Source organism: Pseudonocardia sp. NPDC049635, assembly GCF_040659795.1.
Taxonomy (GTDB): Bacteria; Actinomycetota; Actinomycetes; order Mycobacteriales; family Pseudonocardiaceae; genus Pseudonocardia.
The window spans coordinates 57,541-78,727 of the sequence record NZ_JBFAON010000005.1 but is presented as its reverse complement, the minus strand read 5'-3'; the positions used below and the strand labels follow the sequence as shown (position 1 = coordinate 78,727).

Genomic DNA, 21,187 nt, shown 5'->3' with positions numbered 1-21,187 from the left:
TCCTTGCGGTGTTGCTGTCTTCCCTTCGGACGGGGGTCGGTCTGGCCTGACGGACCGAAAGGGGCGTTCCCGCTGTCATGCAGCGGAAACGCCCCTGTTCGGAAGTGCACCGGGAAAGCGGCTCAGCTCTCCTCGGTGATGAGCGGGTACACGCCGTTCTCGTCGTGCACCTCGCGGCCGGTCACCGGCGGGTTGAAGACGCAGACGCAGGTGATCTGGGTCCTCGGGCGCAGCTGGTGCCGCTCGTTGCCGTTCAGCACGTAGATCGAGCCCGGCTTGAGCTGGTAGGTGACGTCGTTGTCCTTGTCGTAGAGCTCACCCTCGCCCTCGGTGATGAAGACGGCCTCGATGTGGTTGGCGTACCAGAAGTCGTTGACGGTGCCGGCCTGCAGCGTCGTCTCGTGGACCGAGAAGCCGACCTTGTCCCCGGCCAGCACGATGCGCTTGCTGCGCCACTGGCCGTCCTCGGACATGACGTCCCGCTCGGTTCCGGTGATCTCGTCGATGGTGCGGACGATCATGTGTGTATCAGCTCCCGATGACGCTTCGGACGGACTCGCCGATGATCGCAAGTCCCTCGTCGATCTCGTCATCGGTGGTCGTGAGCGGCGGCAGGAGCTTGAGCACCTCGTCGTTCGGGCCGGCGGTCTCCAGCAGCATCCGGCGCTCGAAGGCCTTGCCCGCGATCTTCTCCGCGAGCCCCTCCTCCTCGAACTGGATGCCGCGCGCCAGACCCCGGCCCTTGGCGAACATCTCGGTGCCCTGGTTGTCGGCGATGATCTTGTGGAAGCCCTCTTCGATCTTCTCGCCCTTGCGGATCGTGTCCTTCTCCAGGGTGTCGTCGGTCCACCAGTTCCGCAGCGTGTGCGTGGCTGTGACGAAGGCCGGGTTGTTGCCGCGGAAGGTGCCGTTGTGCTCGCCCGGACCCCACTGGTCGTGCTCCGGCTTGATCAGCACCAGCGCCATCGGCAGGCCGTAACCGGAGATGGACTTCGAGATCGTGACGATGTCGGGCTTGATCCCGGCGATCTCGAACGAGAAGAACGGACCGGTCCGGCCGCAGCCCATCTGGACGTCGTCGACGATCAGCAGCAGCCCCTTGCGGCGGCAGAGGTCCTCGAGGCCCTGCAGCCACTCGATCCGGGCCGGGTTCAGGCCGCCCTCGCCCTGCACCGTCTCCACGATCACCGCGGCCGGCTCGTTGAGGCTGGACCCGGTGTCGTCGAGCACCTTCTCGAACCACAGGAAGTCGGGCATCTTGCCGTCGAAGTAGTTGTCGAAGGGCATCGGCGTAGAGTGCACGAGCGGGATACCGGCGCCACCGCGCTTCATCGAGTTGCCGGTCACCGACAGCGCACCCAGGGTCATGCCGTGGAACGCGTTGGTAAAGTTGATCAACGCTTCCCTGCCGGTGATCTTCCGGGCCAGCTTCAGCGCGGACTCGACGGCGTTCGCCCCGGTCGGGCCGGGGAACTGGACCTTGTACTCCAGCCCGCGCGGCTTGAGGACGATGTCCTCGAACGTGGTGAGGAACTCACCCTTCGCCGAGGTGTACATGTCCAGGCCGTGCGTGATGCCGTCCCGGGTGAGGTACTCGATCAGCGGCTTCTTGAGCACGTCGGGGTTGTGCCCGTAGTTCAGTGCCCCGGCACCGCCGAAGAAGTCGAGGTAGGAGTTGCCGTCGACATCGGTCAGTCGGCTGCCCTTGGCCGTGTCGAAGACGACCGGCCAGTTTCGGCAGTAGCTCCGGACCTGGGACTCGAGATCCTCGAAAACGGTCATGTGTTCTCAACCTTTTCTGCTGCGATCGGGCCGATGCGGTAGAGGTGCTCCGGCTCGTGCTCGTCACCGAGCAGGTCCGGACCGAACAGGTCCTCCCGCTCGATCGTCGTGTCGTGTCGCGTGGCGAAGGAGGTGAACAGGCGGATGGACGACTCGTTGTCCGGGGTGATGGTCGTCTCCATCCGGTCCGTCCCCGCGTCACGGGCGGTCCGGTCCCACACCGCGTCCAGCATCCGGCCGGCCAGGCCCGCCCCGCGGGCGGCCGGATCCACGCACACCTGCCAGATGAACAGCGTCCGCGGCCGGCCCGGACGCAGGTAGCCGGTCACGTAGCCGACGGCCCGGCCGTCGTCCCGGCGGGCGATCACGGAGGAACCGGCGAAGTCACGGCACCAGAGGACGTAGGCGTAGCGGGAGTTCGCGTCCAGCGTCTGCGACTCCACCGCGAGCCGCCACATCTGCACCCCGTCGGCCGGGTCCGGCGACACGATCTCGTACGAAGGGTCCCCTCCGGCGTCGGCGTCGGTCCGCTCCGGGGACATCGTTGCTCCGGAGGTCGACGCGGACGCCCGAGGTTCGGCCTGCTCGGGTGCGATCATGTCGGACGAGATTAACGGGCCGCACGACCGGTCGCAGCCGCTGACGGCCCGGACCACCGACTCGGGTCACCGACATCGTGACCGCGAGCACACCGGGCAACCGGCCGGACGAATCGGACGTCCTCCCAGCGAGCGGCCGGGTTTCCGGGGGTGTCGGCCCCCCGCCGGCAGGCGGCTCGCGGGCCACTCGAATCGGTCGTGGTGTCGCTCGCCACGCTCCGCGACGAGGCGGAGCCGCGTTCGGCCGTTCGTGCGGATGCACTTGCATCTGCACGGGGCCGGGGTGACCATGGATGCTCCGCCGCACATCAACCGGAGGAGAGCCGTGTCGGTACCGCCCGCAGGTGCGCGCCAGGTGCCGTCGCCGACCCTTCCGGCCGAGCCTCCCGCTCCGGCGCCCGATCAGAACGTGACGGTCACCTGCGCCCGCGACGGGTACAGCCACGTCGTCCCGCACGCGGTGCTCGCCGACTCGCTGGCCTCCGGTGCCGGGCACTGCACGGCGATGTGCGGGCACGTCGTGCTTCCCGCCTCGTTGGCCTCACCCCCCGGGGACCGCTGCCTGTTGTGTGCGGAGACCTCCGGCATCGGGCGCCGCGCCCAGCGCAAGCGCTCGTGGGCCTCGCTGGCCCGCTCGGCGCGCAGTGCCTGATCCGCCCTGCCTGATCCGCCCTGCCTGATCCGCCCTGCCTGATCCGCCCTGCCTGATCCGCCCTGCCTGATCCGCCCTGCCTGATCCGTCCGCTCGCCGCAGCGCGCTACCGACCACCGGCCACGTCCAGCACGGCACCGGTCACGTAACTCGCCTCGTCGGACAGCAGCCAGGCGACCGCCGCCGCGACCTCGTCCGGCCGTCCGGCGCGGCCCATCGGGATCGACGCCGCCATCCGGGACACCCGGCCCGGCTCGCCCGCCCGGGCGTGGAACCCGGTGTCCAGCAGTCCCGGCCGGACCGCGGCCACCCTGACGCCGTCCATCGCGACCTCCTTCGCCAGTCCCACCACGAGCGCCTCGACACCGGCCTTCGCGGCGGCGTAGTCGTTCCACTCGCCGGGCGAGCCGAGCACCGCGGCCCGCGACGTCACGTGCACCAGCACCCCGCTCTCGCCGCCGTACCGCGGCGAGAGCGCGCGCACCGCAGCGCGTGAGCAGACCAGCGCCGCACGCAGGTTGAGCGCGAGGACACCGTCGATCCGCTCGTCGCTCATGTCCTCCACACGCTGCCGGGACGGCGCGCCACCCGCGTTCACCACCACCCCGGTGAGCGGGCCCGGCATGTCCGCCGCGGCCTCGAACAGCCGCTCGACGCCGTCGGTGCCGGTCACGTCGGCCGCGACCGCGCGGGCGTGCACCCCGGTCGCGCGACAGTCGGTGACGACCTGCTCGGCCTCGCCGGGTGACGCCCGGTGCGCGACGACGACGTCCCGGCCCCGGGCGGCCAGCAGCCGGGCGGTCGCGGCGCCGACCCCGCGGGAGGCACCGGTGACGAGAACGGTCATGACCGCAGTGTGACCGGTCCGAGAACGACGGACCGCGGTGCCTGACCGTTCGGTGACACACCGTGGACAATGCGAGCTGGTAACGGTTTGGATGGGCTCGACCATCGACAGGCGGCGCCGACGCCGCCCGGTGCGAAGGAGCTGATCGGTGCGGCCCAGCCTGGAACCGGTCGACCTCGCACGTTATCCGCTGCACGAGCCGGGCACGCCGCGCTGGTCGGCGGCGGTGCGCGCGGCACACGACGCACTCGCCGGGGACGGCTGCGCGGTGCTGTCCGGGTTCGTGCGGGCGTCCTTCCGGGACCGGCTGCGCGCCGAGGGCGAGCAGATCGCGCCGCTGGCCCACCACGAGACCCGGGTGGTGAACGTCTACAACACCGAGCCCGACCCGGCGCTGCCCGCCGACCATCCGGCCCGGGTGCCGCTGGAGCGGGGCAACGCCTTCGTCGCCCGGGACCGGATCCCGGTCACCGGGCTGATCCACCGGCTCTATCCCGATCCGGCGTTCCGCGCGTTCCTCGCCGCCTGCGTCGGTGTGCCGGAACTGCACGAGCTCGCCGATCCGCTCGCCGGTCTGTGCCTGAACGTGGTCTCCGGCGGCCGGTCGCACCCCTGGCACTTCGACACCAACGAGGTCGCGATCAGCCTGCTCACCCGGGCCCCGGAGCAGGGTGGGATCTTCGAGTACGTCCCGGGCATCCGGTCGGCCGGCGCGGAGAACACCGACGAGGTCGCCGCCGTCCTGGCGGGGGAGGATGCCGGCCGGGTACGACGGCTCCGGCTGCGGCCCGGGGACCTGCAGCTGTTTTACGGCCGGTACTCGCTGCACCGGGTCACCACGGTGCGCGGGGCGACCGACCGGCACACCGCGATCTTCTCCTACAGCGGCCGGCCCGGCGTCATCGGCAGCGCCGAACGCACCCGGCAGCTGTTCGGCCGGACGCTGCCCGCACACGGGGGGCCACGTTCCGTGCGGGTCGACGGGCTGATGGACTGACGCCGTGACGGAGCAGACACCCGCGACCTTCGCGGCCGACGACGACCTGCCGAAGGTGCCGCTGCCCACGCTGTCCGCCTCGGTCGACCGGTTCCTGCAGTGGTGCGCGCCGCTGCTCACCCCGGACGAGTACGACCGGACCGCCGACGCGGCGCGCGAGCTGCTCATCCCCGGTGGCACCGCGTCGGTACTGCAGGCCGACCTGGAGCGGTTCGACGCGACCGCGCACAGCTGGCTCGACGAGTTCTGGCCGTCGCGCTACCTGGGCCGCCGCGACCGGATCGCGCTGAACGCGAACTTCTTCTTCCTGTTCGGGCCCGGCACACCGGACCAGTGCCTGCGCGCGGCGGAGCTGGCCACCGCCGCGATCGGGCACAAGGTGGACCTGGACGCCGGGACGTTCCCGGCGCCCGCGGGCCGGGGCGGCCCGCAGTCGATGGACCAGAGCAGACACATCTTCTCCACCACCCGGATCCCGGGTGACCCGCAGGACACGGTCCGCACCCCCTACAGCGACGCCTGGCCGGGGCCGTCGACCGAACGGCACGTCGTCGTGCTGTGCCGGGGCCGGATCCACCGGCTCGACGTGTTCGGCTCCGACGGTGCGCTGCACACCGTCGACGAGATCGCCGGTGCGCTGCGCGCGATCCGGGACGCGCACCCCGCGCGGGCCGGGTTCGACGAGGCCGTCGGTTCGCTGACCACCCTCGCCCGCGCCGGGTGGGCCGCCGTGCGGGGCCGGCTCACCGGTCTCGACCCGGCCAACGCCGAGGCCGTCGACGTCGTCGAGCGGGCGCTCTTCGCGATCTGCCTGGACGATGACGCTCCGGCCGACGAGACGGCCGCCGCCCGGACGCTGCTGGCCGGTGACTCCGGGAACCGCTGGTTCGACAAGGCGCTGTCGATCGTGGTGCTTCCCGACGGCACCGCCGGGGTGAACATCGAGCACTGCGAGCTGGACGGCACGACCGTCCTGACCCTGGTGGACGCCATGTTCGCCGATACCGTGGTGACCCACGCCGAGCGCGCGGGCGCCCGCCCGCACGGTGCGCCCACCGCCGCCGAGCTGGAGTTCGTGCTCGACGACGACCTGCGCGCCGCGATCCGCCGGGCGCACGACGAGTTCGCCGCGTTCCTCGACGGCACCGCCACCACCCTGGTCGCCGTCGACGACTTCGGCGCCGACACCGCCAAGGCGCTGGGGGTCTCACCGGACGCCTTCGTGCAGGCCGCCTACCAGGTCGCGCACCGGCGGGCGAAGGGCGTCACCGGGGCCACCTACGAGTCCATCGCGACCCGGCAGTTCCGGCGCGGACGGACCGAGGCGATGCGCGTGGTGACCCCCGAGATGGTCGCCTTCGTCGATCTCATGCAGGACCCGCAGGCCTCCGCCGACGACCGGCGCACCGCGCTGCGGGCCGCCACCGACGCGCACGTCACCCGCGCCCGCCAGTGCCAGCAGGGCGACGCGCCCGAGCAGCACCTGTGGGAGCTGGAGTGGATCCAGCGCCGCCGCGGCGCCGAGCTCGGCGCGACCGGGCCGCTCGCGGTGTTCTCCTCCCCCGGCTGGACGATCATGCGTGACGACTGGCTGTCGACCAGCTCCGCGCCGTCGCGCAACGTCCGGTACTTCGGGTTCGGCTCGACCAGCTCACGCTGCATCGGCGTCGCCTACGTGCTGCTGCCCGACCGGTTCCACCTGCACCTGTCCACCCCCGCCGACCAGGCCGGGCCGATGGCGGCGTTCGCGCGCGAGCTGCGGGTGGTGATCGGCGAGCTGGTGGCGCTGCTGGCGCGGTAATCGACTGGCCATCCGCGCGAAGCCGTGCTGGGCTGCGCCGATGGAGCGATTCCTCGTCACCGGCAGCTCGGGGCACCTCGGTGAGGCGCTGGTCCGCACACTGCGCGCCGACGGCGTGGGCGTCACCGGGCTGGACCGGACGTCGTCGCCCTGGACCGACGTCGTCGCCCCGCTGTCCGACCGGGCCGCGCTCGCCCACGCCCTGACCGGCGTCACGCACGTCCTGCACACCGCGACGCTGCACAAGCCGCACGTCGGGTCGCACACCCGGCAGGACTTCGTCGACAGCAACGTCTCCGGGACGCTCGCGGTGCTGGAGTGCGCGGCCGCGGCCGGGGTCGCCGGGGTCGTGTTCACCTCGTCGACGTCGGCGTTCGGCCGGGCGCTGATCGGGGAGGGTCGGGTGACCTGGATCGACGAGAGCGTCGTCCCGCGGGTGCGCAACATCTACGGCGCCACCAAGACCGCCGCCGAGGAGCTGTGCGAGCTCGCCGCACAGGACCCGGGCCTGCCGGTGGTGGTGCTGCGGACATCGCGGTTCTTCCCGGAGGCCGACGACCGGGACGACGTCCGGCAGCGGTTCGACGACGCGGCGACCAAGCTGGTCGAGTTCTGCCACCGCCGGGTCGATCTCGCCGACGTCGTGTCCGCGCACCTGGCGGCGGCCCGGCGGGCACCGGAGCTCGGGTTCGCCCGGTACGTGATCAGCGCGCCCACCCCGTTCACCCGCGACGACCTCGCCGGGCTCGCCACCGATGTACCCGCGGTGCTGGCCCGGCGGGCACCGGAGGTGGCCGCGCTGCTGGACGAGCGGGGCTGGGCGGTGCCCGGGGTGGATCGCGTCTACTCGTCGGCCCGTGCGGTGGCGGAGCTGGGCTGGCGACCACGGTGGGACGCCCGGGCGATCGCCGAACGGTTGCGCTCCGGGGCCGGTCCGGGCAGCCCGCTCGCGGCGGAGGTCGGGACGAAGGGTTACCACGCAGAGCCCACCGGCGTGTACACATCGTGAGTTCGACTCACCGGACCAGGTGACTGAGGGCCCCAGGGGCTAACGCCATGGGTGCGTACGGCGGTATGGGTGACGTAGCAGTCGGAGTCACCGCAGCCGCAGCACGAGCACCGAGCACCGAGCACCGGAGGTCCGCATGACCGGCCCGCAGCAGCCCCGGCCCCACCCCGACGACGGGACCGCCGGGGCGCGGCCGTCCCCGCAGCCCCGGCACGGCCGCTCGGAGCACGACTTCCCGCAGGACTCGTACCAGGGCGAGCAGCACCCCGGCGGCTACCCGGACCTGCGGGCGGCCCGCCCGGTGGAGCGCCCTGCCCCGGCCGTCGACGGTCACGACGACCTGTACGGCGACCGCGCCGCCGAGCCGCACCGCAGCACCGACCCGGGTGGCCACGGTGATCAGGGCCGACACGGTCGGCCCGCGCAGCGCGGGCAGGTCGACCTGGACCAGCGTGGCTACGGCGGCGAGGTTCCGGAGCCGGGGCCCGTCGGCGGGCAGCCGGCCTACCCGGTGCCGTCCACCGGGGCGGGGGCCCGCAGGCCCGTGCCCGACACCGGCCTGCGCCACGAGACCGGCCCGCGTCCGGGCTACGGCGAGTACGGCGACCCGGCCTCCCGCGGCGGGACCGCCATCGACGGCGGCCCGCCCTACGCCGGCGCACCGCCCGCGCCCGCGGCCCGCCACGTCCCGGCCGACGACCGGGACGGTGCCCCCCGCGACTCCGCGGCGGCGGCGGGATCAGGAACTGCGGTCGCCGAGCGGGACGACCCCGACCCGGCGACCGGGCCGGCGGTGGCCGTACCGGCCCAGCGCGCCGCGGCCCCCGGGAACCGGCCGGCCACCGTCGCCGAGGCCGCCGCCGCCCGGTTCGGCAACCCGGCCGGGGCACCGGCCACGGCGTCGGCGCCGGGCAGCGGGTCCGTACCGGCCCCGGCACCCGCGTCGGCCGCCGCGGCGCGGAAGGAACCGGCCGCCCTCACCGCGCTGCGGGTGATCACCTACGTGCTGGTGTCGCTGTCCTGCCTGATCTTCCTGGCGGGTGCGGTGTACGGGTTCCTCGCGTGGCTGGAGCTGCGCGACGCGCTGAGCACCTCACCGCTGTTCGGCGGGGCCGGGGGCTGAGCCGGCCCTCACAACCGGGCGAGCACGTCGCGCAGCCGCGCGTCGAACGCCTCGGGCTGCTCCATGAACCCGACGTGCCCGCCCGGGAACCGCTCGGGCGTGATCCCGAGCCCGGTCGCCAGCGCCCGGGAGGTCAGGTCGCAGAGCTGACCGTCGGAGTCCTCGCCGATGCCGACGGCGACCCGGCGGCCACGCAGGATGTCGAGATCGGGTGACCAGCGGACGGTCTCGCGCATCTCGTGCAGGAAGAAGTGGCGCTCGTCGGCGTCCTGGCGTTCCCGGCCCGGGTCGGGGTCGTCGGCGCCGGGCAGGCCGGTGGCTCCCGCGTCCCCCGGTCCGTCGGCAGTCGGATCGCCGGGGCCGTCCGGCCCGCCGGCGGGCAGGTTCGCCGCCTCCATGAACAGCGCCCAGGCCGCGGCCGGGCCCTGCTCGTGGTAGCGCCGCACCATCTCGTCGGTGGTCTCCCGGCGGGCGGCCGCGTCGGGCAGCAGCTCCTGCAGGGGCGGCTCGTGCGCGACGACCGCGCGCACGAGTTCGGGCCGGGTCTGCATCAGCGCGAGCGAGACGACGGCGCCGCCGCTGGACCCGACCAGCGTCGCCGGGCCCCGCCCGAGGTGCTCGACGAGCGCGGCGAGGTCGGCGGCGCGCACCGGCACCGGGGAGTCAGCGTCCACGTCGTCGACCGGGCTGCGGCCGGTACCGCGCGGGTCGAACGTGACCACGGTGTGGTCGGCCGCGAGCAGCGCGGCCGACGCGGCGAACCCGTCCGCCCCCATCGGGGAACCGACGAGCACGAGCAGCGGTCCGGTGCCGCGGACGTCGAAGTGGATCCGGGCCCCGGCGACGTCCAGCACGGCGTCGACGAGGGTTCCTGCGCTCTCTGCGGTGCCGGTCACGGTGGTACCTCCCGGTCGGTTCGGCCTGCACGGGTTCCGACCGGGGCGAGCCCGGAAACTCATCGCCGTACGCTGGAGATCGTGCCGGGGACGGTGGGCCGACGGATCACGAGCTGGCTGGGCGTGCTGCTGGTGTTCGTGCTGCTCGGCGGCGCGCTCGTGTGGTTCGCCGACAGCCGCGGCCTGACCACCGACGACCTGTGGGAGATCGTCGATCCGCCTCCGCCGGAGCAGTGCACCGAGGACGATCCCACCTCCGCCGGCTGCCTCACGCCGAGCGCGCTGCGCCTGCACGACGCCGCGGTGGCCCGCTTCGGCGAGCCGGGCCCGGATGCGCCGGTCCGGTCGCTCACCTGCTGGTCCGAGCACGCCTGGAACCCCTCCAGCGACCACCCCGCGGGCCGGGCCTGCGACTTCTTCCCGGCCGGGTACGGCGAGTTCCCGGCCGGGACCGACCTCGACGACGGCTGGGCGGTCGCGGACTGGCTGCGCGAGAACTCCTCGGAGCTGCGGGTGCGCTACGTGATCTGGCAGGGCCGGATCTGGTACCGCGGCGCCGGTGACACCGGGGAGGGCAGGGACGGCTGGGGCCGTCCCTACGACGGCGGCGGTGTCTACGACCCCGAGGACGCGACCGGCGGGCACTTCGACCACGTGCACGTCAGCGTCCGGCGCTGATCGGGCTTCGCGGTCCTAGAGGACCTGTTCGCCGTACATCTCCCCGAGCGGGTCGGCGATCAGCTCGATCCGCGCACCGTCGGGATCGCGGAAGTACACCGAGACGCCGGAGTGCACCTCGTGTTCCACGCCGGCCTCGGTCAGGCGGGCGACGAGCGCGTCCCACCGGTCCTGCTCGACGCTGATCGCGACGTGGTGCAGCCCGCCGAGCACCTCGGCGTACGGGCCCAGGTCGAGCCCGGGGAAGTCGAAGAAGGCGAGCAGGTTCCCGTTGCCGATGTCGAAGAAGAAGTGCGAGGAACCCGGGTAGTCCCGGTTCTCGATCAGCTCGGTCAGCGGGAAGCCGAGCACGTCCTGGTAGAAGCGCACGGTCCGCTCGACGTCCGAGCTGACCAGCGCGGTGTGGTGCAGGCCCCGGGCGGTCGACGCCGGCCGCTCGCCCGCGGGCTTGAGGTGGGTCCGGCGGATCCGGTCACGCTCGGCGTCGTGAACCGCGACGTTCGTACTCATGGCGATCGTTCCCTTCGGTGATGTGGATCAGTGCTGGCGCGCGAGCAGTGCGGTGAAGTCCGGTACGTCGTCGAAGCCGGCGGTCCGGGCCGCCCGGGGCCGGTTCGTGACCGCGTCGGCGAGCTCACCAGCGGCCCGCTCGATCCGGGCCGCCAGGGTGCTCGACGAGTCGGTCGCACCCCAGTCCTCGGGAGCGGCGAACACCGCGGTCGGCACGACCACGGCGCGCAGGTGCGCGAACAGCGGGCGCATCGCGTGCTCCAGGGCCAGCGAATGCCGCGCCGTCCCGCCGGTGGCCGCGACGAGCACCGGGGTGCCGGTCAGGGCGTCCCGGTCGAGGACGTCGACGAAGGTCTTGAACAGGCCGCTGTAGGACGCCGCGAAGATCGGCGTCACGGCGATCAGCGCGTCGGCCCCGGCGACCGAGTCCAGCACCGGCGACAGCGAGGCGTTCGGGAACCCGGTGAGCAGGTGGTCGGCCAGATCACGGGCGTGTTCGCGCAGTTCCACCTGCTCGACCTCGGCCTGCTCGCCCCGGTCGCGCAGCGCGGCCGAGGTGGCCGCGGACAGCCGGTCCGCGAGCAGCCGGGTGGACGACGGCGTGGACAGCCCGGCGCTCACCACGACGATCCTGCGTGTCATCAGGCGGCCTCCGTCCCCATCTCGTCGGTGCCCGCGGCGGCCTTCGCCGCGACCAGCGTGGCGTGTGTCGGCGCGTCCGGCACGCCGGGCGCGCGCAGCGCGGCGAACTCCGTGCGCAGCACCGGCACGACCTGCTCACCGAGGATGTCGAGCTGCTCCAGCACCGTCTTCAGCGGCAGGCCCGCGTGGTCGATCAGGAACAGCTGTCGCTGGTAGTCGCCGACGTAGTCGCGGAACCCGAGGGTCCGGTCGATGACCTGCTGCGGGCTGCCGACGGTCAGCGGGGTCTCCCGGCTGAAGTCCTCCAGCGACGGCCCGTGCCCGTAGACCGGGGCGTTGTCGAAGTAGGGCCGGAACTCGCGCACCGCGTCCTGGGAGTTGGGTCGCATGAACACCTGGCCGCCGAGCCCGACGATCGCCTTCTCGGCCGGGCCGTGGCCGTGGTGCTCCCAGCGTGCGCGGTAGAACTCGACCATCCGCTTGGTGTGCGAGGCGGGCCAGAAGATGTGGTTGTGGAAGAAGCCGTCTCCGTAGTAGGCGGCCTGCTCGGCGATCTCCGGGCTGCGGATCGAGCCGTGCCAGACGAACGGCGGGACGCCGTCGAGCGGGCGCGGGGTTGAGGTGAACCCCTGCAGCGGCGTCCGGAAGCGGCCCTCCCAGTCCACCGTCGCGCCCTCCTCGGCGTCCCACAGCCTGCGCAGCAACGCGTAGTTCTCGATCGCCAGGTTCATGCCCTGGCGGATGTCCTGGCCGAACCAGGGGTAGACCGGGCCGGTGTTGCCGCGGCCGAGCGTGAGGTCGATCCGGCCACCGGAGAGGTGCTGCAGCATCGCGTAGTCCTCGGCGATCTTCACCGGGTCGTTCGTGGTGATCAGCGTGGTCGCGGTGGACAGCTGCAGGCGCTCGGTGAGCGCCGCGATGTAGCCCAGCGTCGTGGTCGGCGAGGAGGAGAAGAACGGCGGGTTGTGGTGCTCGCCGAGCGCGAACACGTCCAGCCCGACCTCTTCGGCCTTGCGCGCGATGGTCACGATGTCGGAGATCCGCTGCGCTTCGGTCGGCGTCCGGCCCGTGGTCGGGTCGGTCGTGATGTCGCTGACCGAGAAGATTCCGAACTGCACGACTACCTCCGAGGTGATTGATCCGTCAACTACCAGTCTGCTCCAACATAGGTGATGCGTCAACTATTCCGATAGGCTGGGGCGCGTGACACGGTGGCTGGACGACCGCGAGCAGGCGGCGTGGCGGGGGTACCTGCGGATGCAGGCGAGGCTCCAGGCCGAGCTGCACCGCAGGTTGCAGGCCGAGTCGGGGCTCTCGATCGCGGACTTCGACGTGCTGGTGGCGCTGACCGACCGGCCGGACGAGCGGGTCCGCGTGCTGGAGCTGGCGTCCTCGCTGGAGTGGGAGAAGAGCAGGCTGTCCCACCACCTGGCGCGGATGCAGCGGCGCGGGCTGATCACCCGCGAGGAGTGCGACGACGACGGCCGCGGCAACTTCGTGGTGCTCACCGACGCGGGCCGGTCGGCCATCGAGCGGGCCGCCCCCGGGCACGTGGAGTCGGTCCGCGAGCTGGTCTTCGACGCCCTCACCGACGAGGACGTGGACGCACTCGCCCGGATCAGCACCGCCGTCGGGGCGCGGCTGGACGGGACCCGACCCGGTGGGACACGGCCGGGCGCGACACGGTGATCCGATGCCGACCGCCGGGGCCGCGGGCGTTCAGACCCTGCGCAGGCAGGATCCCACCCACACCCCGCCGAGCAGGACGACGATCCCGCCGCTGACCAGCGCCCCCACGACGAGCAGGGCCACCCCGCCGGCGAGGACGAGGGCGGCGACGAGCAGTTGGATCCACAGCAGCACCGCCCCAGGATTGCACCGCGCACGTCCGCCGGGACACCGCCGTGGTGCCGCGCGAAGCATCCGGTGCCATCATCGGTGCAGCGGGCAATGTCGACCGCAGGGCCGTACGGGTGATGATGTACGGCTGGACGGAGGTGCGGTCGGCACCCGTTCGGCCGCTCCGGCGACGAGCGGCCCGGAGCCACGGGGCGACGTCGGGTCGCACGGAGGGACAGGGCACCATCTCCGGGGAGTACCTGATCGGAGGCTTGCGTGATCGGACTGTCGGACACCGTGGCCGCGTTGCTGGCCGCGATCCCGGCTGCCCCGGTCCGATCGCTCCTCGTGATCGGCCTCGGGGCGTTCCTCGAGGGCCCGGTCGTCACCGTGGCCGCGGCCGCGCTGGCCGGGGCCGGGCAGCTGCCCTGGTGGGGCGTCTGGCTGGCGGCCGTGGTCGCCGACGTCGTCGGCGACACCCTGCTCTACGCGCTCGGCAGGCACGGTGACCGACCGGCCGTCGCACGGGTGCTGGCCCGGTTCGGTCTGACCGACGCCCGCCGCGAGACCCTCACCCGCGAGGTACGCACGCACCTGCCCCGGATCGTCGTCGGGGCGAAGCTCGTCGACGTCGGGGCGATCCCCGCCTACCTCGCGGCCGGCCTGGCCGACGTCGGCTACCGCCGCTTCCTGTCCTGGATCGTCCCCACCACCGCGGTGCGCGCCGCAGTGCTCGTGGGCGTCGGGTACACGGCGGGCGACCGGCTCGCCGCGGATCTGCAGAGCAGGCCGTGGCTGCTGCTCGTCGCCGGGGTCGCGGTCGGTGTCGCGCTGGTCGTCGGCAGGCTGGCGATCGTGCGGGCCACCGCGGCCCGCAGGCGCGTGCACGTCCGCTGACCCGCGGGGTGCACGCGCCCGTCGGCCTCACCCCCGCAGCTCGGGGAACGCGTCGTCGCGCCACTCGAGCGCCGAAGCCGCGTCCGGTTCGTCGGTCTCGCGCCGGCGCAGCTCGACCCGGCGGATCTTCCCGGAGATCGTCTTCGGCAGCTCCGCGAACTCGAGGCGCCGGACCCGCAGGTAGGGAGCCAGGTTCTCGCGGGCGTGCGCGAGGATCGCCAGGGCCGTCTCCCGGTTCGGCTCCCAGCCGGGGGCCAGCGCCACGTACGCCTTCGGCACCGCCAGCCGGACCGGGTCGGGCTGCGGGACCACGGCTGCCTCCAGCACCGCCGGGTGCTCGACGAGCACGCTCTCCAGCTCGAACGGCGACACCTTGTAGTCCGAGGCCTTGAAGACGTCGTCGGTGCGCCCGACGTAGAAGATGTAGCCCTCGGCGTCGCGGGTCGCGGTGTCCCCCGTGTGGTAGAAGCCGCCGGCCATCGCCTCGGTGGTCCGCTCGGGCATGTCCAGGTAACCGGTCATCAGGCTGACCGGGCGGCGGGACAGGTCGATGCAGATCTCGCCCTCGGTGTCGGAGACCTCGCCGGTGGCCTCGTCGACGAGAACCACCGGGACACCGGGCAGCGGACGCCCCATCGACCCGGGCTTGACCACCGAGCCGGGGGTGTTGCCCACCGACGCCGTGGTCTCGGTCTGCCCGAACCCGTCGCGCAGGGTCAGCCCCCACTGCCGTCGCACCTGCTCGATGATCTCCGGGTTCAGCGGCTCGCCCGCCGCGATGACCTCGCGCAGCGAACCCGGCCCGCCGGACAGGTCGGCCTTGATCAGCATCCGCCACACCGTGGGCGGCGCGCAGAACGTGGTGACCCGCCTGGAGCGCAGCTGGCCGAGCAGCGCCGTGGCGTCGAACCGGGTGTAGTTGTAGAGGAAGATCGTCGCCCCGGCGAGCCACGGCGCGAAGAAGCAGCTCCAGGCGTGCTTCGCCCAGCCCGGCGAGCTGATGTTCAGGTGCACGTCGCCCGGGGTGAGCCCGAGCCAGTACATCGTGCTCAGGTGCCCCACCGGGTAGGACGCCTGGGTGTGCTCGACGAGCTTGGGCCGGCTGGTCGTGCCCGAGGTGAAGTAGAGGAGCAGACGGTCGGTGGCGGTGGTGCCGGGGTGCGGCAGCGGAGCCTCGGCGTCCGCGCCCGGCACGCCGTCGGCGTCGGTGTAGTCCAGCCAGCCCGGCGCCGACCCGCCGACGGCCACCAGCACCCGACCGTCGTGCAGGCCGTCGAACTTCTCCGCGCAGGAGACGTCGGCGATCACGAACCGGGCCGCGCCGCGTTCGAGCCGGTCGGGCAGGTCGACGGCGCCCAGCGCCGTCGTGGTCGGCATGATGACCGCGCCGAGCTTCATGACGGCGAGCATCGACTCCCACAGCTCGACCCGGTTGCCGAGCATGACCAGCACGCTGTCCCCGCGGGAGACGCCGAGCGACGCGAGCCAGCGGGCGACCCGGTTGGAGCGGCGGCGCAGCTCGTCGAAGGTCCAGGAGCCGGCACGGCCGTCCTCCTCGACGATCTGCAGGGCCGGCCGGTCGTCACCGTCGGCGATCACGTCGAACCAGTCGTGCGCCCACTGGAACGGGCCGGGCAGCTCGGGCCAGCGGAAGTCGGCGACCGCCTTCTCGTGCTCGCCGTGCAACGCGACGAGCCGGTCCCGGGCGTCGCTGAGGATCTCGTGGTTGGTGCTCATGCTCGTGACTCCGTGCTCTCGGTCTCGTGTTCCAGCGCCCGGTTCCTGGTCTCGCGCAGCAGCGACACGCTGACCAGCGAGATCACCGCGGTGATCGACAGCATCACGCCGATCGCGATGCTGCCGAACGAGGCGGCCAGGCCGGGTGCGAGCAGTGGCGGGACCGCGCCACCGAGCACGCCCGCGAGGTTGTAGCCGAGCCCGGCGCCGGTGTAGCGGTGCTTCGCCGCGAACAGCTCCGGCAGGTAGGACCCGGCCGGCCCGTAGGAGACGGAGAAGATCACCAGCGTGACCGACAGGCCGATCCCGAACGCCAGCGGCGTCCCGATGTCCAGCACCGGGAACAGCGCGAGCGCCCAGACGATGCCGGCGATGCAGGAGACGCGGATGACGTTGCGGCGCCCGAACCGGTCGGACAGGATCCCCGAGATCACGATGCCCGCGCCGAAGACCACCGAGGCACCGATTCCCAGGCCCAGCACGACCGGGCGCTCCAGCGCGGCGCCGTCCGGATCGGTGCCGTAGGCCGTCAGGTAGGCGGTCCCCATGTAGAAGAACGCGAACAGCATGGTCAGCGCCCCCGCCGACAGCAGGACCTCGCGCGGCTGGGCGCGGACGGCCTCGAGGAACGGCAGCCGCTTGGACCGGTCCAGGGTGGCCGCCTGTGCCCTGGCCCGGGCCTGGGCATCGGTGAACGCCGGGGTCTCCTCGATCGACAGCCGCACCCACAGACCGACGCCGACCAGGGCGATCGACAGGATGAACGGGATCCGCCAGCCGTAGGTCAGGAAGGCGTCGTCGTCGTCGCCCATGACGAGGCCGGTGATCAGGAAGGTGCCCGAGGACAGTGCGAACGCGATCGCCGGGCCGAGCTGCGGGAAGACGCCGTAGAACCCGCGCTTCTCCTTCGGTGCGTACTCGGCGGTCAGCAGGGTCGCGCCGGCCCATTCGCCGCCGACGGCGAAGCCCTGGCAGAAACGCAGGAAGACCAGGATGAGCGGGGCGGCGACGCCGATCGTCTCGGCGGGCGGCAGCAACCCGATCAGGACGGTGGCGATCCCCATCAGCAGGAGGGTCGAGATGAGCGTGCGCTTGCGGCCGATCCGGTCGCCGTAGTGGCCGAAGACGACGGCGCCGACCGGGCGGGCGAAGAAGGCGACGGCGAACGTCGCGAACGACGCGACGGTGCCCGCCGTGGCACCGAGCGCCGGGAAGAAGACGGTCGGGAACACCAGCGCCGCGGCGGTGCCGTAGATGAAGAAGTCGTAGAACTCGATCGTCGTCCCGGCACAGCTGGCGGCGGCGACCCTGCGGAGCGGAACCGGTCTCGTCGTCTCCGGTGGGGGCGCGTCGGGCATCACGGGGCTCCTCGTCGAGCGGCGGTCGGGGCGGTCGGGGCGGACGAGAGGGTCACCGAGCCTGCCGCGGTGGCGCTACCCACGTAAGTAGGGATACCCACTTCGGGGGGTATCGGCTGCTCGGACGGCTTGACGCCGGCCGGGACACGTGCGAGAACGCACCCGGAACGCGGATGAGAAGCACATCTGCGCGCACCGATGGAGGGCACCCGTGGTCAACGGTGGCACGGCGTGGGCCGGTGGCCCGGTGTGGGACGCGGCCGCGGACACGGCCCGGGACACCGCCGACGGTGCGGCGGAGGACCTGGTGGCGCGGACCCTGGAGACCTCGCTGGCGCGGCGGCTGGGCGAGCTGCACCGCAGCACCGGGCTGCCGGTGGTGTTCGGTGGCCCGACCCGCAGCACGGGTGCCGGGCTGAAGCTGACGATCACCCGGCTGGCCGGGACCCTGGGCGACTCGCTGCGTCAGCTGGACGTGGTGTCGGGACGCGGCCTCGGCGGTGTCGCGATGGTGCGCAAGCGCCCGTGCCGGGTGAACGACTACGCGTCGACGTCCGGGATCACCCACGACTACGACCTGCCGGTCGTCGAGTACGAGAAGCTGACCTCGATCCTCGCCTACCCGATCATGGTGGGCGGGGCGGTGCGCGGGGTGGTCTACGGAGCCGTGCGCGAGGACCGGCCGATCGGTGACGTCGCCGTACGCCGGACCGGTGCGATCGCCACCCAGGTGGCGCGGGACGTGACGGCGATGCTGGAACCGGTCGTCCCGGGCCCCGGTGGCGGAGCGGGCCCGGACCGCAGCACGGCGCTCGACGAGCTGGCCGCGCTCGCCCGCACGACCACCGATCCGGGTCTGCGGGCCAAGCTCGATCAGATCCACCGGGCGCTCACCGGGCCGCGACCGGCTCCGGCCGTTCCGGGCGCGCTGCTGGCACCCCGGGAGGCCGAGGCGCTGCGGCTGGTGGCGGTCGGGGCGAGCAACGCCGAGATCGCCGCGGAGATGGGCCTGGCGGTGGACACGGTGAAGACCTACCTGCGCAGCGCGATGCGCAAGCTGGGCGTGCACAACCGCACCAAGGCGGTCCTCGCAGCCCGCTCCGCCGGCCTCCTGTGACCCCGTCCCGGGCGGGGTGGGGTCTCCCGGCCGGGTGCCCGGGGAGCATGATGAGCAGACATGAGCCGGGTGCACGCGTTCTCCGACGACGCTCTGGGCGACGACGATGCCGTCGAGCTGGCCGACCGGCTCCGCCGCCGCGAGGTGTCCGCGGCCGAGCTGCGGGCCGCGGTCGCCCGGCGGGTCGCCCGCGTCGAACCCGAGCTGCACGGGCTGGCGCTGGACCGGATCGACGATCCGGTGCCCGGTGAGCGGGCCGGACCGTTCGCGGGCGTCCCGACCCTGGTCAAGGACAACACCGAGGTACGGGGCTGGCCGGTCGGCAACGGCACCACCGCCTACGTCCCGGCACCGGCCCGGGAGCACGCCGAGGTCACCCGGCAGCTGCTGGCGACCGGGCTGGACCTGCTGGGCCTGACCCGGATGCCCGAGTACGGGCTGAACGCGTCCACCGAGTTCGCCGCCGCCGAACCGACCCGCAACCCGTGGGACCCGCGGTTCTCGGCCGGCGCGTCGTCCGGCGGGGCCGCCGCGCTGGTCGCCGCCGGGGTGGTGCCGGTCGCGCACGCGAACGACGGCGGCGGGTCGATCCGGATCCCCGCCGCGGCCTGCGGGCTGGTCGGGCTGAAGCCGACCCGCGGCAGGCTCGCCCCGAACGCGACCGGTGCCCGGATGCCGATCGACCTGGTCGCCGACGGGATCGTCTCCCGGACGGTGCGCGACACCGCGACCTTCCTCGCCGCCGCCGACCGGTACCGCCGCAATCCGGCCCTGCCGCCGGTCGGCCTGGTCGAGGGCCCGGCCCGGCGCCGGCTGCGGATCGGCCTGGTCCTGGACTCCCCGACCGGTGCGCAGGTCGACGCGGAGACCAGGCGGACGGTCACCGAGGTGGCCGAGCTGCTCGGCAAGCAGGGCCACGTGGTGGAGCCGGCGACCACCGGGATCGGATCGCGATTCGTCGACGACTTCCTGGACTACTGGGGCCTGCTCGCGTTCTCGGTGGTCACCGGCGGGCGCTGGCTGCACGGGCGGACGTTCGACCCGGACCGGCTGGACGCGCTCACCCACGGTCTCGCCGACCACTACCGCAAGGCGATGGCCCGCACCCCGGTGTTCCTGCACCGGTTGCGCCGGGTCGCGCAGTCCTACACCGAACTGTTCACCCGGCACGACGTGCTGCTCTCGCCGGTGCTGGCACACACTCCGCCGGAGATCGGGTGGCTGAGCCCCACGGTCGGTTTCGACGAGCTCACCCGGCGGTTGCTCGACTACGTGGCCTTCACCCCGCTGTGCAACGTCGCGGGCGCCCCGGCGATCTCGGTCCCCTCCGGGACGGCGGGCAACGGGCTGCCGCTGGCGGTGCACCTGTCCACCGCCACGGGCGACGAGCGCACCCTGCTGGAGCTGGCGTTCGCGCTGGAGGCCGACCGGCCGTGGCCGCGGATCCAGGGCTGAGCCCGGCGGCGGAGCCGGCTCAGATGTTGCCGCGGCGCATCTGCTCCCGTTCGATCGCCTCGAACAGCGCCCGGAAGTTGCCCTTGCCGAAGCCGAGCGAACCGTGCCGCTCGATCAGCTCGAAGAACACCGTCGGCCGGTCCCCGATCGGCTTGGTGAAGATCTGCAGCAGGTAGCCGTCCTCGTCGCGGTCGACCAGGATCCCGCGCGAGCGCAGCTCGGAGATCGGCACCCGGACCTGCCCGATGCGCTCGCGCAGGTCCGGGTCGTCGTAGTAGGCGGCGGGGGTGTCGAGGAACTCGACGCCGCGGGCGCGCAGCTCGTCGACCGTGCGCAGGATGTCGTTCGTGGCGAGCGCCAGGTGCTGGGCGCCGGGGCCGCCGTAGAACTGCAGGAACTCGTCGATCTGCGAGCGCCGCCGCCCGGGCGCGGGCTCGTTCAGCGGGAACTTCACCCGGTGGTTGCCGCTGGCGACGACCTTGCTCATCAGCGCCGAGTACTCACCGGCGATGTCGTCGCCGACGAACTCGGCCATGTTCGTGAAGCCCATGATCCGGCGGTAGAAGTCCACCCAGGTGTCCATCCGGCCGAGCTCGACGTTGCCGACGACGTGATCGAGCGCCTGGAACAGCCGCGGCCCCCGGTCGGCGACCGTGGACGATCGCGCCACGTAGCCGGGCAGGTAGGGGCCGGTGTAGCGGGAACGGTCGACCAGGCTGTGCCGGGTGTCGCCGTAGGTCGCGACAGCGGCGGTCCGGACGGTGCCGTGCCCGTCGGCGACGTCGTGCGGCTCGGCGAGCACGGTGGCGCCGTGCGCACGGGCGTGCGCGACGGCACGGTCCACGTCGGGCACCTCGAGGGCGATGTCGACGATGCCGTCACCGTGCGCGCGGTGGTGGTCGGCGACCGGGCTGGCCGGGTCGACGGCCCCGCGCAGCTCGAACCGGACCGCCCCGGAACGCAGCACATAGGCCTGGTGGTCCCGGTTACCGGTCTCCGGACCGGAATAGGCGACCAGCTCCATCCCGTAGACGACCTGGTAGGTCAGGGCGGCCTGGGTGGCGTTGCCGACCGCCCAGACGACCGCGTCCCAGCCCGTCACCGGGAACGGGTCGCGCGAACCGTCGTGGTCGACGAGACCGACCAGGCGGCGCAGGGTCTCGGCGTCCAGCTCGGCCAGCCGCTCGGCGTCGGTGAGGGTGTGCTCGACGGTCATCGGGTCACCTCCGGGTGGACACTGCTGGGCAC

At 72.9% G+C, this 21,187-nt stretch carries 22 protein-coding genes; 10 read left to right on the top strand and 12 right to left on the bottom strand.

Annotated features, from left to right (window positions below; all coding sequences use genetic code 11):
- Window positions 1-122 precede the first annotated feature (122 nt).
- Genes AB0J24_RS08675 through ectA form a run of 3 tightly spaced genes read right to left on the bottom strand, consistent with a single transcriptional unit; the run spans window position 123 to window position 2,381 of the window.
- Window positions 123-521 carry an ectoine synthase gene (locus AB0J24_RS08675; RefSeq protein ID WP_358677597.1) on the bottom strand — a complete coding sequence of 133 codons (399 nt, stop codon included), beginning with the start codon at window positions 519-521 and terminating at the stop codon, window positions 123-125.
- A 7-nt stretch (window positions 522-528) separates the two neighbouring features.
- Complete coding sequence (ectB, locus tag AB0J24_RS08670; protein ID WP_358677594.1) at window positions 529-1,782, bottom strand: diaminobutyrate--2-oxoglutarate transaminase; 1,254 nt, start codon at window positions 1,780-1,782, stop codon at window positions 529-531.
- Window positions 1,779-2,381: a diaminobutyrate acetyltransferase gene (gene ectA / locus AB0J24_RS08665; protein ID WP_358677591.1), complete on the bottom strand. Its 603-nt coding sequence runs from the start codon at window positions 2,379-2,381 to the stop codon at window positions 1,779-1,781. The genes ectB and ectA overlap by 4 nt, the downstream gene beginning before the upstream one ends.
- A gap of 409 nt (window positions 2,382-2,790) precedes the next feature.
- Here ectA and AB0J24_RS08660 point away from each other — a divergent pair, with 409 nt between their 5' ends.
- The gene (locus AB0J24_RS08660; RefSeq protein WP_358677588.1) at window positions 2,791-3,033 is read left to right on the top strand and encodes a hypothetical protein; all 243 of its coding nucleotides are present in this window, start codon (window positions 2,791-2,793) and stop codon (window positions 3,031-3,033) included.
- A 106-nt stretch (window positions 3,034-3,139) separates the two neighbouring features.
- On the opposite strand, the gene AB0J24_RS08655 is transcribed toward AB0J24_RS08660, so the two are convergent.
- Window positions 3,140-3,880 (bottom strand): SDR family oxidoreductase, encoded by a 741-nt coding sequence (locus tag AB0J24_RS08655; RefSeq protein WP_358677585.1) that lies wholly within the window; start codon window positions 3,878-3,880, stop codon window positions 3,140-3,142.
- Window positions 3,881-4,070: 190 nt separating this feature from the next.
- Between AB0J24_RS08655 and AB0J24_RS08650 the strand changes: the two genes are divergently transcribed.
- The 4 genes from AB0J24_RS08650 to AB0J24_RS08635 all read left to right on the top strand — a co-directional run bounded on the left by AB0J24_RS08650 (window position 4,071) and on the right by AB0J24_RS08635 (window position 8,810).
- A complete protein-coding gene (locus AB0J24_RS08650; protein WP_358678042.1) occupies window positions 4,071-4,877 on the top strand; it encodes an arpA protein in 807 nt (268 codons plus the stop codon).
- A gap of 4 nt (window positions 4,878-4,881) precedes the next feature.
- Window positions 4,882-6,678, top strand: coding sequence for a choline/carnitine O-acyltransferase (locus AB0J24_RS08645; protein ID WP_358677582.1), 1,797 nt, complete (start codon window positions 4,882-4,884; stop codon window positions 6,676-6,678).
- Between the two features lie 40 nt (window positions 6,679-6,718).
- On the top strand, window positions 6,719-7,687 hold the full coding sequence (locus AB0J24_RS08640; RefSeq protein ID WP_358677579.1) for an NAD(P)-dependent oxidoreductase: 969 nt from the start codon (window positions 6,719-6,721) through the stop codon (window positions 7,685-7,687).
- A gap of 136 nt (window positions 7,688-7,823) precedes the next feature.
- Window positions 7,824-8,810, top strand: coding sequence for a hypothetical protein (locus AB0J24_RS08635; protein WP_358677576.1), 987 nt, complete (start codon window positions 7,824-7,826; stop codon window positions 8,808-8,810).
- An 8-nt stretch (window positions 8,811-8,818) separates the two neighbouring features.
- On the opposite strand, the gene AB0J24_RS08630 is transcribed toward AB0J24_RS08635, so the two are convergent.
- Complete coding sequence (locus AB0J24_RS08630; protein WP_358677573.1) at window positions 8,819-9,706, bottom strand: alpha/beta hydrolase; 888 nt, start codon at window positions 9,704-9,706, stop codon at window positions 8,819-8,821.
- A gap of 81 nt (window positions 9,707-9,787) precedes the next feature.
- On the opposite strand from AB0J24_RS08630, the gene AB0J24_RS08625 reads away from it, so the two are divergent.
- Entirely contained in the window at window positions 9,788-10,384 is a 597-nt protein-coding gene (locus AB0J24_RS08625; protein ID WP_358677570.1) for a hypothetical protein, read from the top strand.
- 15 nt (window positions 10,385-10,399) lie between these two features.
- Here AB0J24_RS08625 and AB0J24_RS08620 read toward each other — a convergent pair whose 3' ends face one another.
- Genes AB0J24_RS08620 through AB0J24_RS08610 form a run of 3 tightly spaced genes read right to left on the bottom strand, consistent with a single transcriptional unit; the run spans window position 10,400 to window position 12,654 of the window.
- Entirely contained in the window at window positions 10,400-10,894 is a 495-nt protein-coding gene (locus tag AB0J24_RS08620; protein WP_358677567.1) for a VOC family protein, read from the bottom strand.
- Window positions 10,895-10,921: 27 nt separating this feature from the next.
- Window positions 10,922-11,536: an FMN reductase gene (locus AB0J24_RS08615; protein ID WP_358677564.1), complete on the bottom strand. Its 615-nt coding sequence runs from the start codon at window positions 11,534-11,536 to the stop codon at window positions 10,922-10,924.
- Entirely contained in the window at window positions 11,536-12,654 is a 1,119-nt protein-coding gene (locus AB0J24_RS08610) for an LLM class flavin-dependent oxidoreductase (RefSeq protein WP_358677561.1), read from the bottom strand. Before AB0J24_RS08610 ends, AB0J24_RS08615 begins: the two co-directional genes overlap by 1 nt.
- 85 nt (window positions 12,655-12,739) lie before the next feature.
- Between AB0J24_RS08610 and AB0J24_RS08605 the strand changes: the two genes are divergently transcribed.
- Window positions 12,740-13,225: a MarR family transcriptional regulator gene (locus AB0J24_RS08605; RefSeq protein WP_358677558.1), complete on the top strand. Its 486-nt coding sequence runs from the start codon at window positions 12,740-12,742 to the stop codon at window positions 13,223-13,225.
- Window positions 13,226-13,255: 30 nt separating this feature from the next.
- On the opposite strand, the gene AB0J24_RS08600 is transcribed toward AB0J24_RS08605, so the two are convergent.
- Window positions 13,256-13,399, bottom strand: a complete 144-nt coding sequence (locus tag AB0J24_RS08600; RefSeq protein WP_358677555.1) for a hypothetical protein — start codon at window positions 13,397-13,399, stop codon at window positions 13,256-13,258.
- Between the two features lie 252 nt (window positions 13,400-13,651).
- Between AB0J24_RS08600 and AB0J24_RS08595 the strand changes: the two genes are divergently transcribed.
- Complete coding sequence (locus tag AB0J24_RS08595) at window positions 13,652-14,272, top strand: VTT domain-containing protein (protein WP_358677553.1); 621 nt, start codon at window positions 13,652-13,654, stop codon at window positions 14,270-14,272.
- Window positions 14,273-14,299: 27 nt separating this feature from the next.
- On the opposite strand, the gene AB0J24_RS08590 is transcribed toward AB0J24_RS08595, so the two are convergent.
- Together AB0J24_RS08590 and AB0J24_RS08585 are read right to left on the bottom strand one after the other, a co-directional pair.
- On the bottom strand, window positions 14,300-16,009 hold the full coding sequence (locus AB0J24_RS08590) for an AMP-binding protein (RefSeq protein WP_358677550.1): 1,710 nt from the start codon (window positions 16,007-16,009) through the stop codon (window positions 14,300-14,302).
- Window positions 16,006-17,367: an MFS transporter gene (locus AB0J24_RS08585; protein ID WP_358677547.1), complete on the bottom strand. Its 1,362-nt coding sequence runs from the start codon at window positions 17,365-17,367 to the stop codon at window positions 16,006-16,008. Before AB0J24_RS08585 ends, AB0J24_RS08590 begins: the two co-directional genes overlap by 4 nt.
- Before the next feature lie 211 nt (window positions 17,368-17,578).
- Here AB0J24_RS08585 and AB0J24_RS08580 point away from each other — a divergent pair, with 211 nt between their 5' ends.
- Together AB0J24_RS08580 and AB0J24_RS08575 are read left to right on the top strand one after the other, a co-directional pair.
- Window positions 17,579-18,484 carry a LuxR C-terminal-related transcriptional regulator gene (locus AB0J24_RS08580; protein ID WP_358677544.1) on the top strand — a complete coding sequence of 302 codons (906 nt, stop codon included), beginning with the start codon at window positions 17,579-17,581 and terminating at the stop codon, window positions 18,482-18,484.
- 60 nt (window positions 18,485-18,544) lie between these two features.
- The gene (locus AB0J24_RS08575; RefSeq protein WP_358677541.1) at window positions 18,545-19,939 is read left to right on the top strand and encodes an amidase; all 1,395 of its coding nucleotides are present in this window, start codon (window positions 18,545-18,547) and stop codon (window positions 19,937-19,939) included.
- Window positions 19,940-19,958: 19 nt separating this feature from the next.
- Here the strand turns inward: AB0J24_RS08575 and hppD are convergent, their stop codons facing one another.
- Entirely contained in the window at window positions 19,959-21,155 is a 1,197-nt protein-coding gene (gene hppD, locus AB0J24_RS08570) for a 4-hydroxyphenylpyruvate dioxygenase (RefSeq protein ID WP_358677539.1), read from the bottom strand.
- Between the last annotated feature and the right edge of the window lie 32 nt (window positions 21,156-21,187).

Bases quoted from the DNA above. Each gene is read 5' to 3' on its own strand.
- AB0J24_RS08585 (WP_358677547.1), bottom strand. From the start codon at position 17,367: ATGCCCGACGCGCCCCCACCGGAGACGACGAGACCGGTTCCGCTCCGC.
- ectB (WP_358677594.1), bottom strand. From the start codon at position 1,782: ATGACCGTTTTCGAGGATCTCGAGTCCCAGGTCCGGAGCTACTGCCGA.
- ectA (WP_358677591.1), bottom strand. From the start codon at position 2,381: ATGATCGCACCCGAGCAGGCCGAACCTCGGGCGTCCGCGTCGACCTCC.
- AB0J24_RS08590 (WP_358677550.1), bottom strand. From the start codon at position 16,009: ATGAGCACCAACCACGAGATCCTCAGCGACGCCCGGGACCGGCTCGTC.
- AB0J24_RS08635 (WP_358677576.1), top strand. From the start codon at position 7,824: ATGACCGGCCCGCAGCAGCCCCGGCCCCACCCCGACGACGGGACCGCC.
- AB0J24_RS08575 (WP_358677541.1), top strand. From the start codon at position 18,545: ATGAGCCGGGTGCACGCGTTCTCCGACGACGCTCTGGGCGACGACGAT.
- AB0J24_RS08615 (WP_358677564.1), bottom strand. From the start codon at position 11,536: ATGACACGCAGGATCGTCGTGGTGAGCGCCGGGCTGTCCACGCCGTCG.
- hppD (WP_358677539.1), bottom strand. From the start codon at position 21,155: ATGACCGTCGAGCACACCCTCACCGACGCCGAGCGGCTGGCCGAGCTG.
- AB0J24_RS08620 (WP_358677567.1), bottom strand. From the start codon at position 10,894: ATGAGTACGAACGTCGCGGTTCACGACGCCGAGCGTGACCGGATCCGC.
- AB0J24_RS08675 (WP_358677597.1), bottom strand. From the start codon at position 521: ATGATCGTCCGCACCATCGACGAGATCACCGGAACCGAGCGGGACGTC.
- AB0J24_RS08655 (WP_358677585.1), bottom strand. From the start codon at position 3,880: ATGACCGTTCTCGTCACCGGTGCCTCCCGCGGGGTCGGCGCCGCGACC.
- AB0J24_RS08640 (WP_358677579.1), top strand. From the start codon at position 6,719: ATGGAGCGATTCCTCGTCACCGGCAGCTCGGGGCACCTCGGTGAGGCG.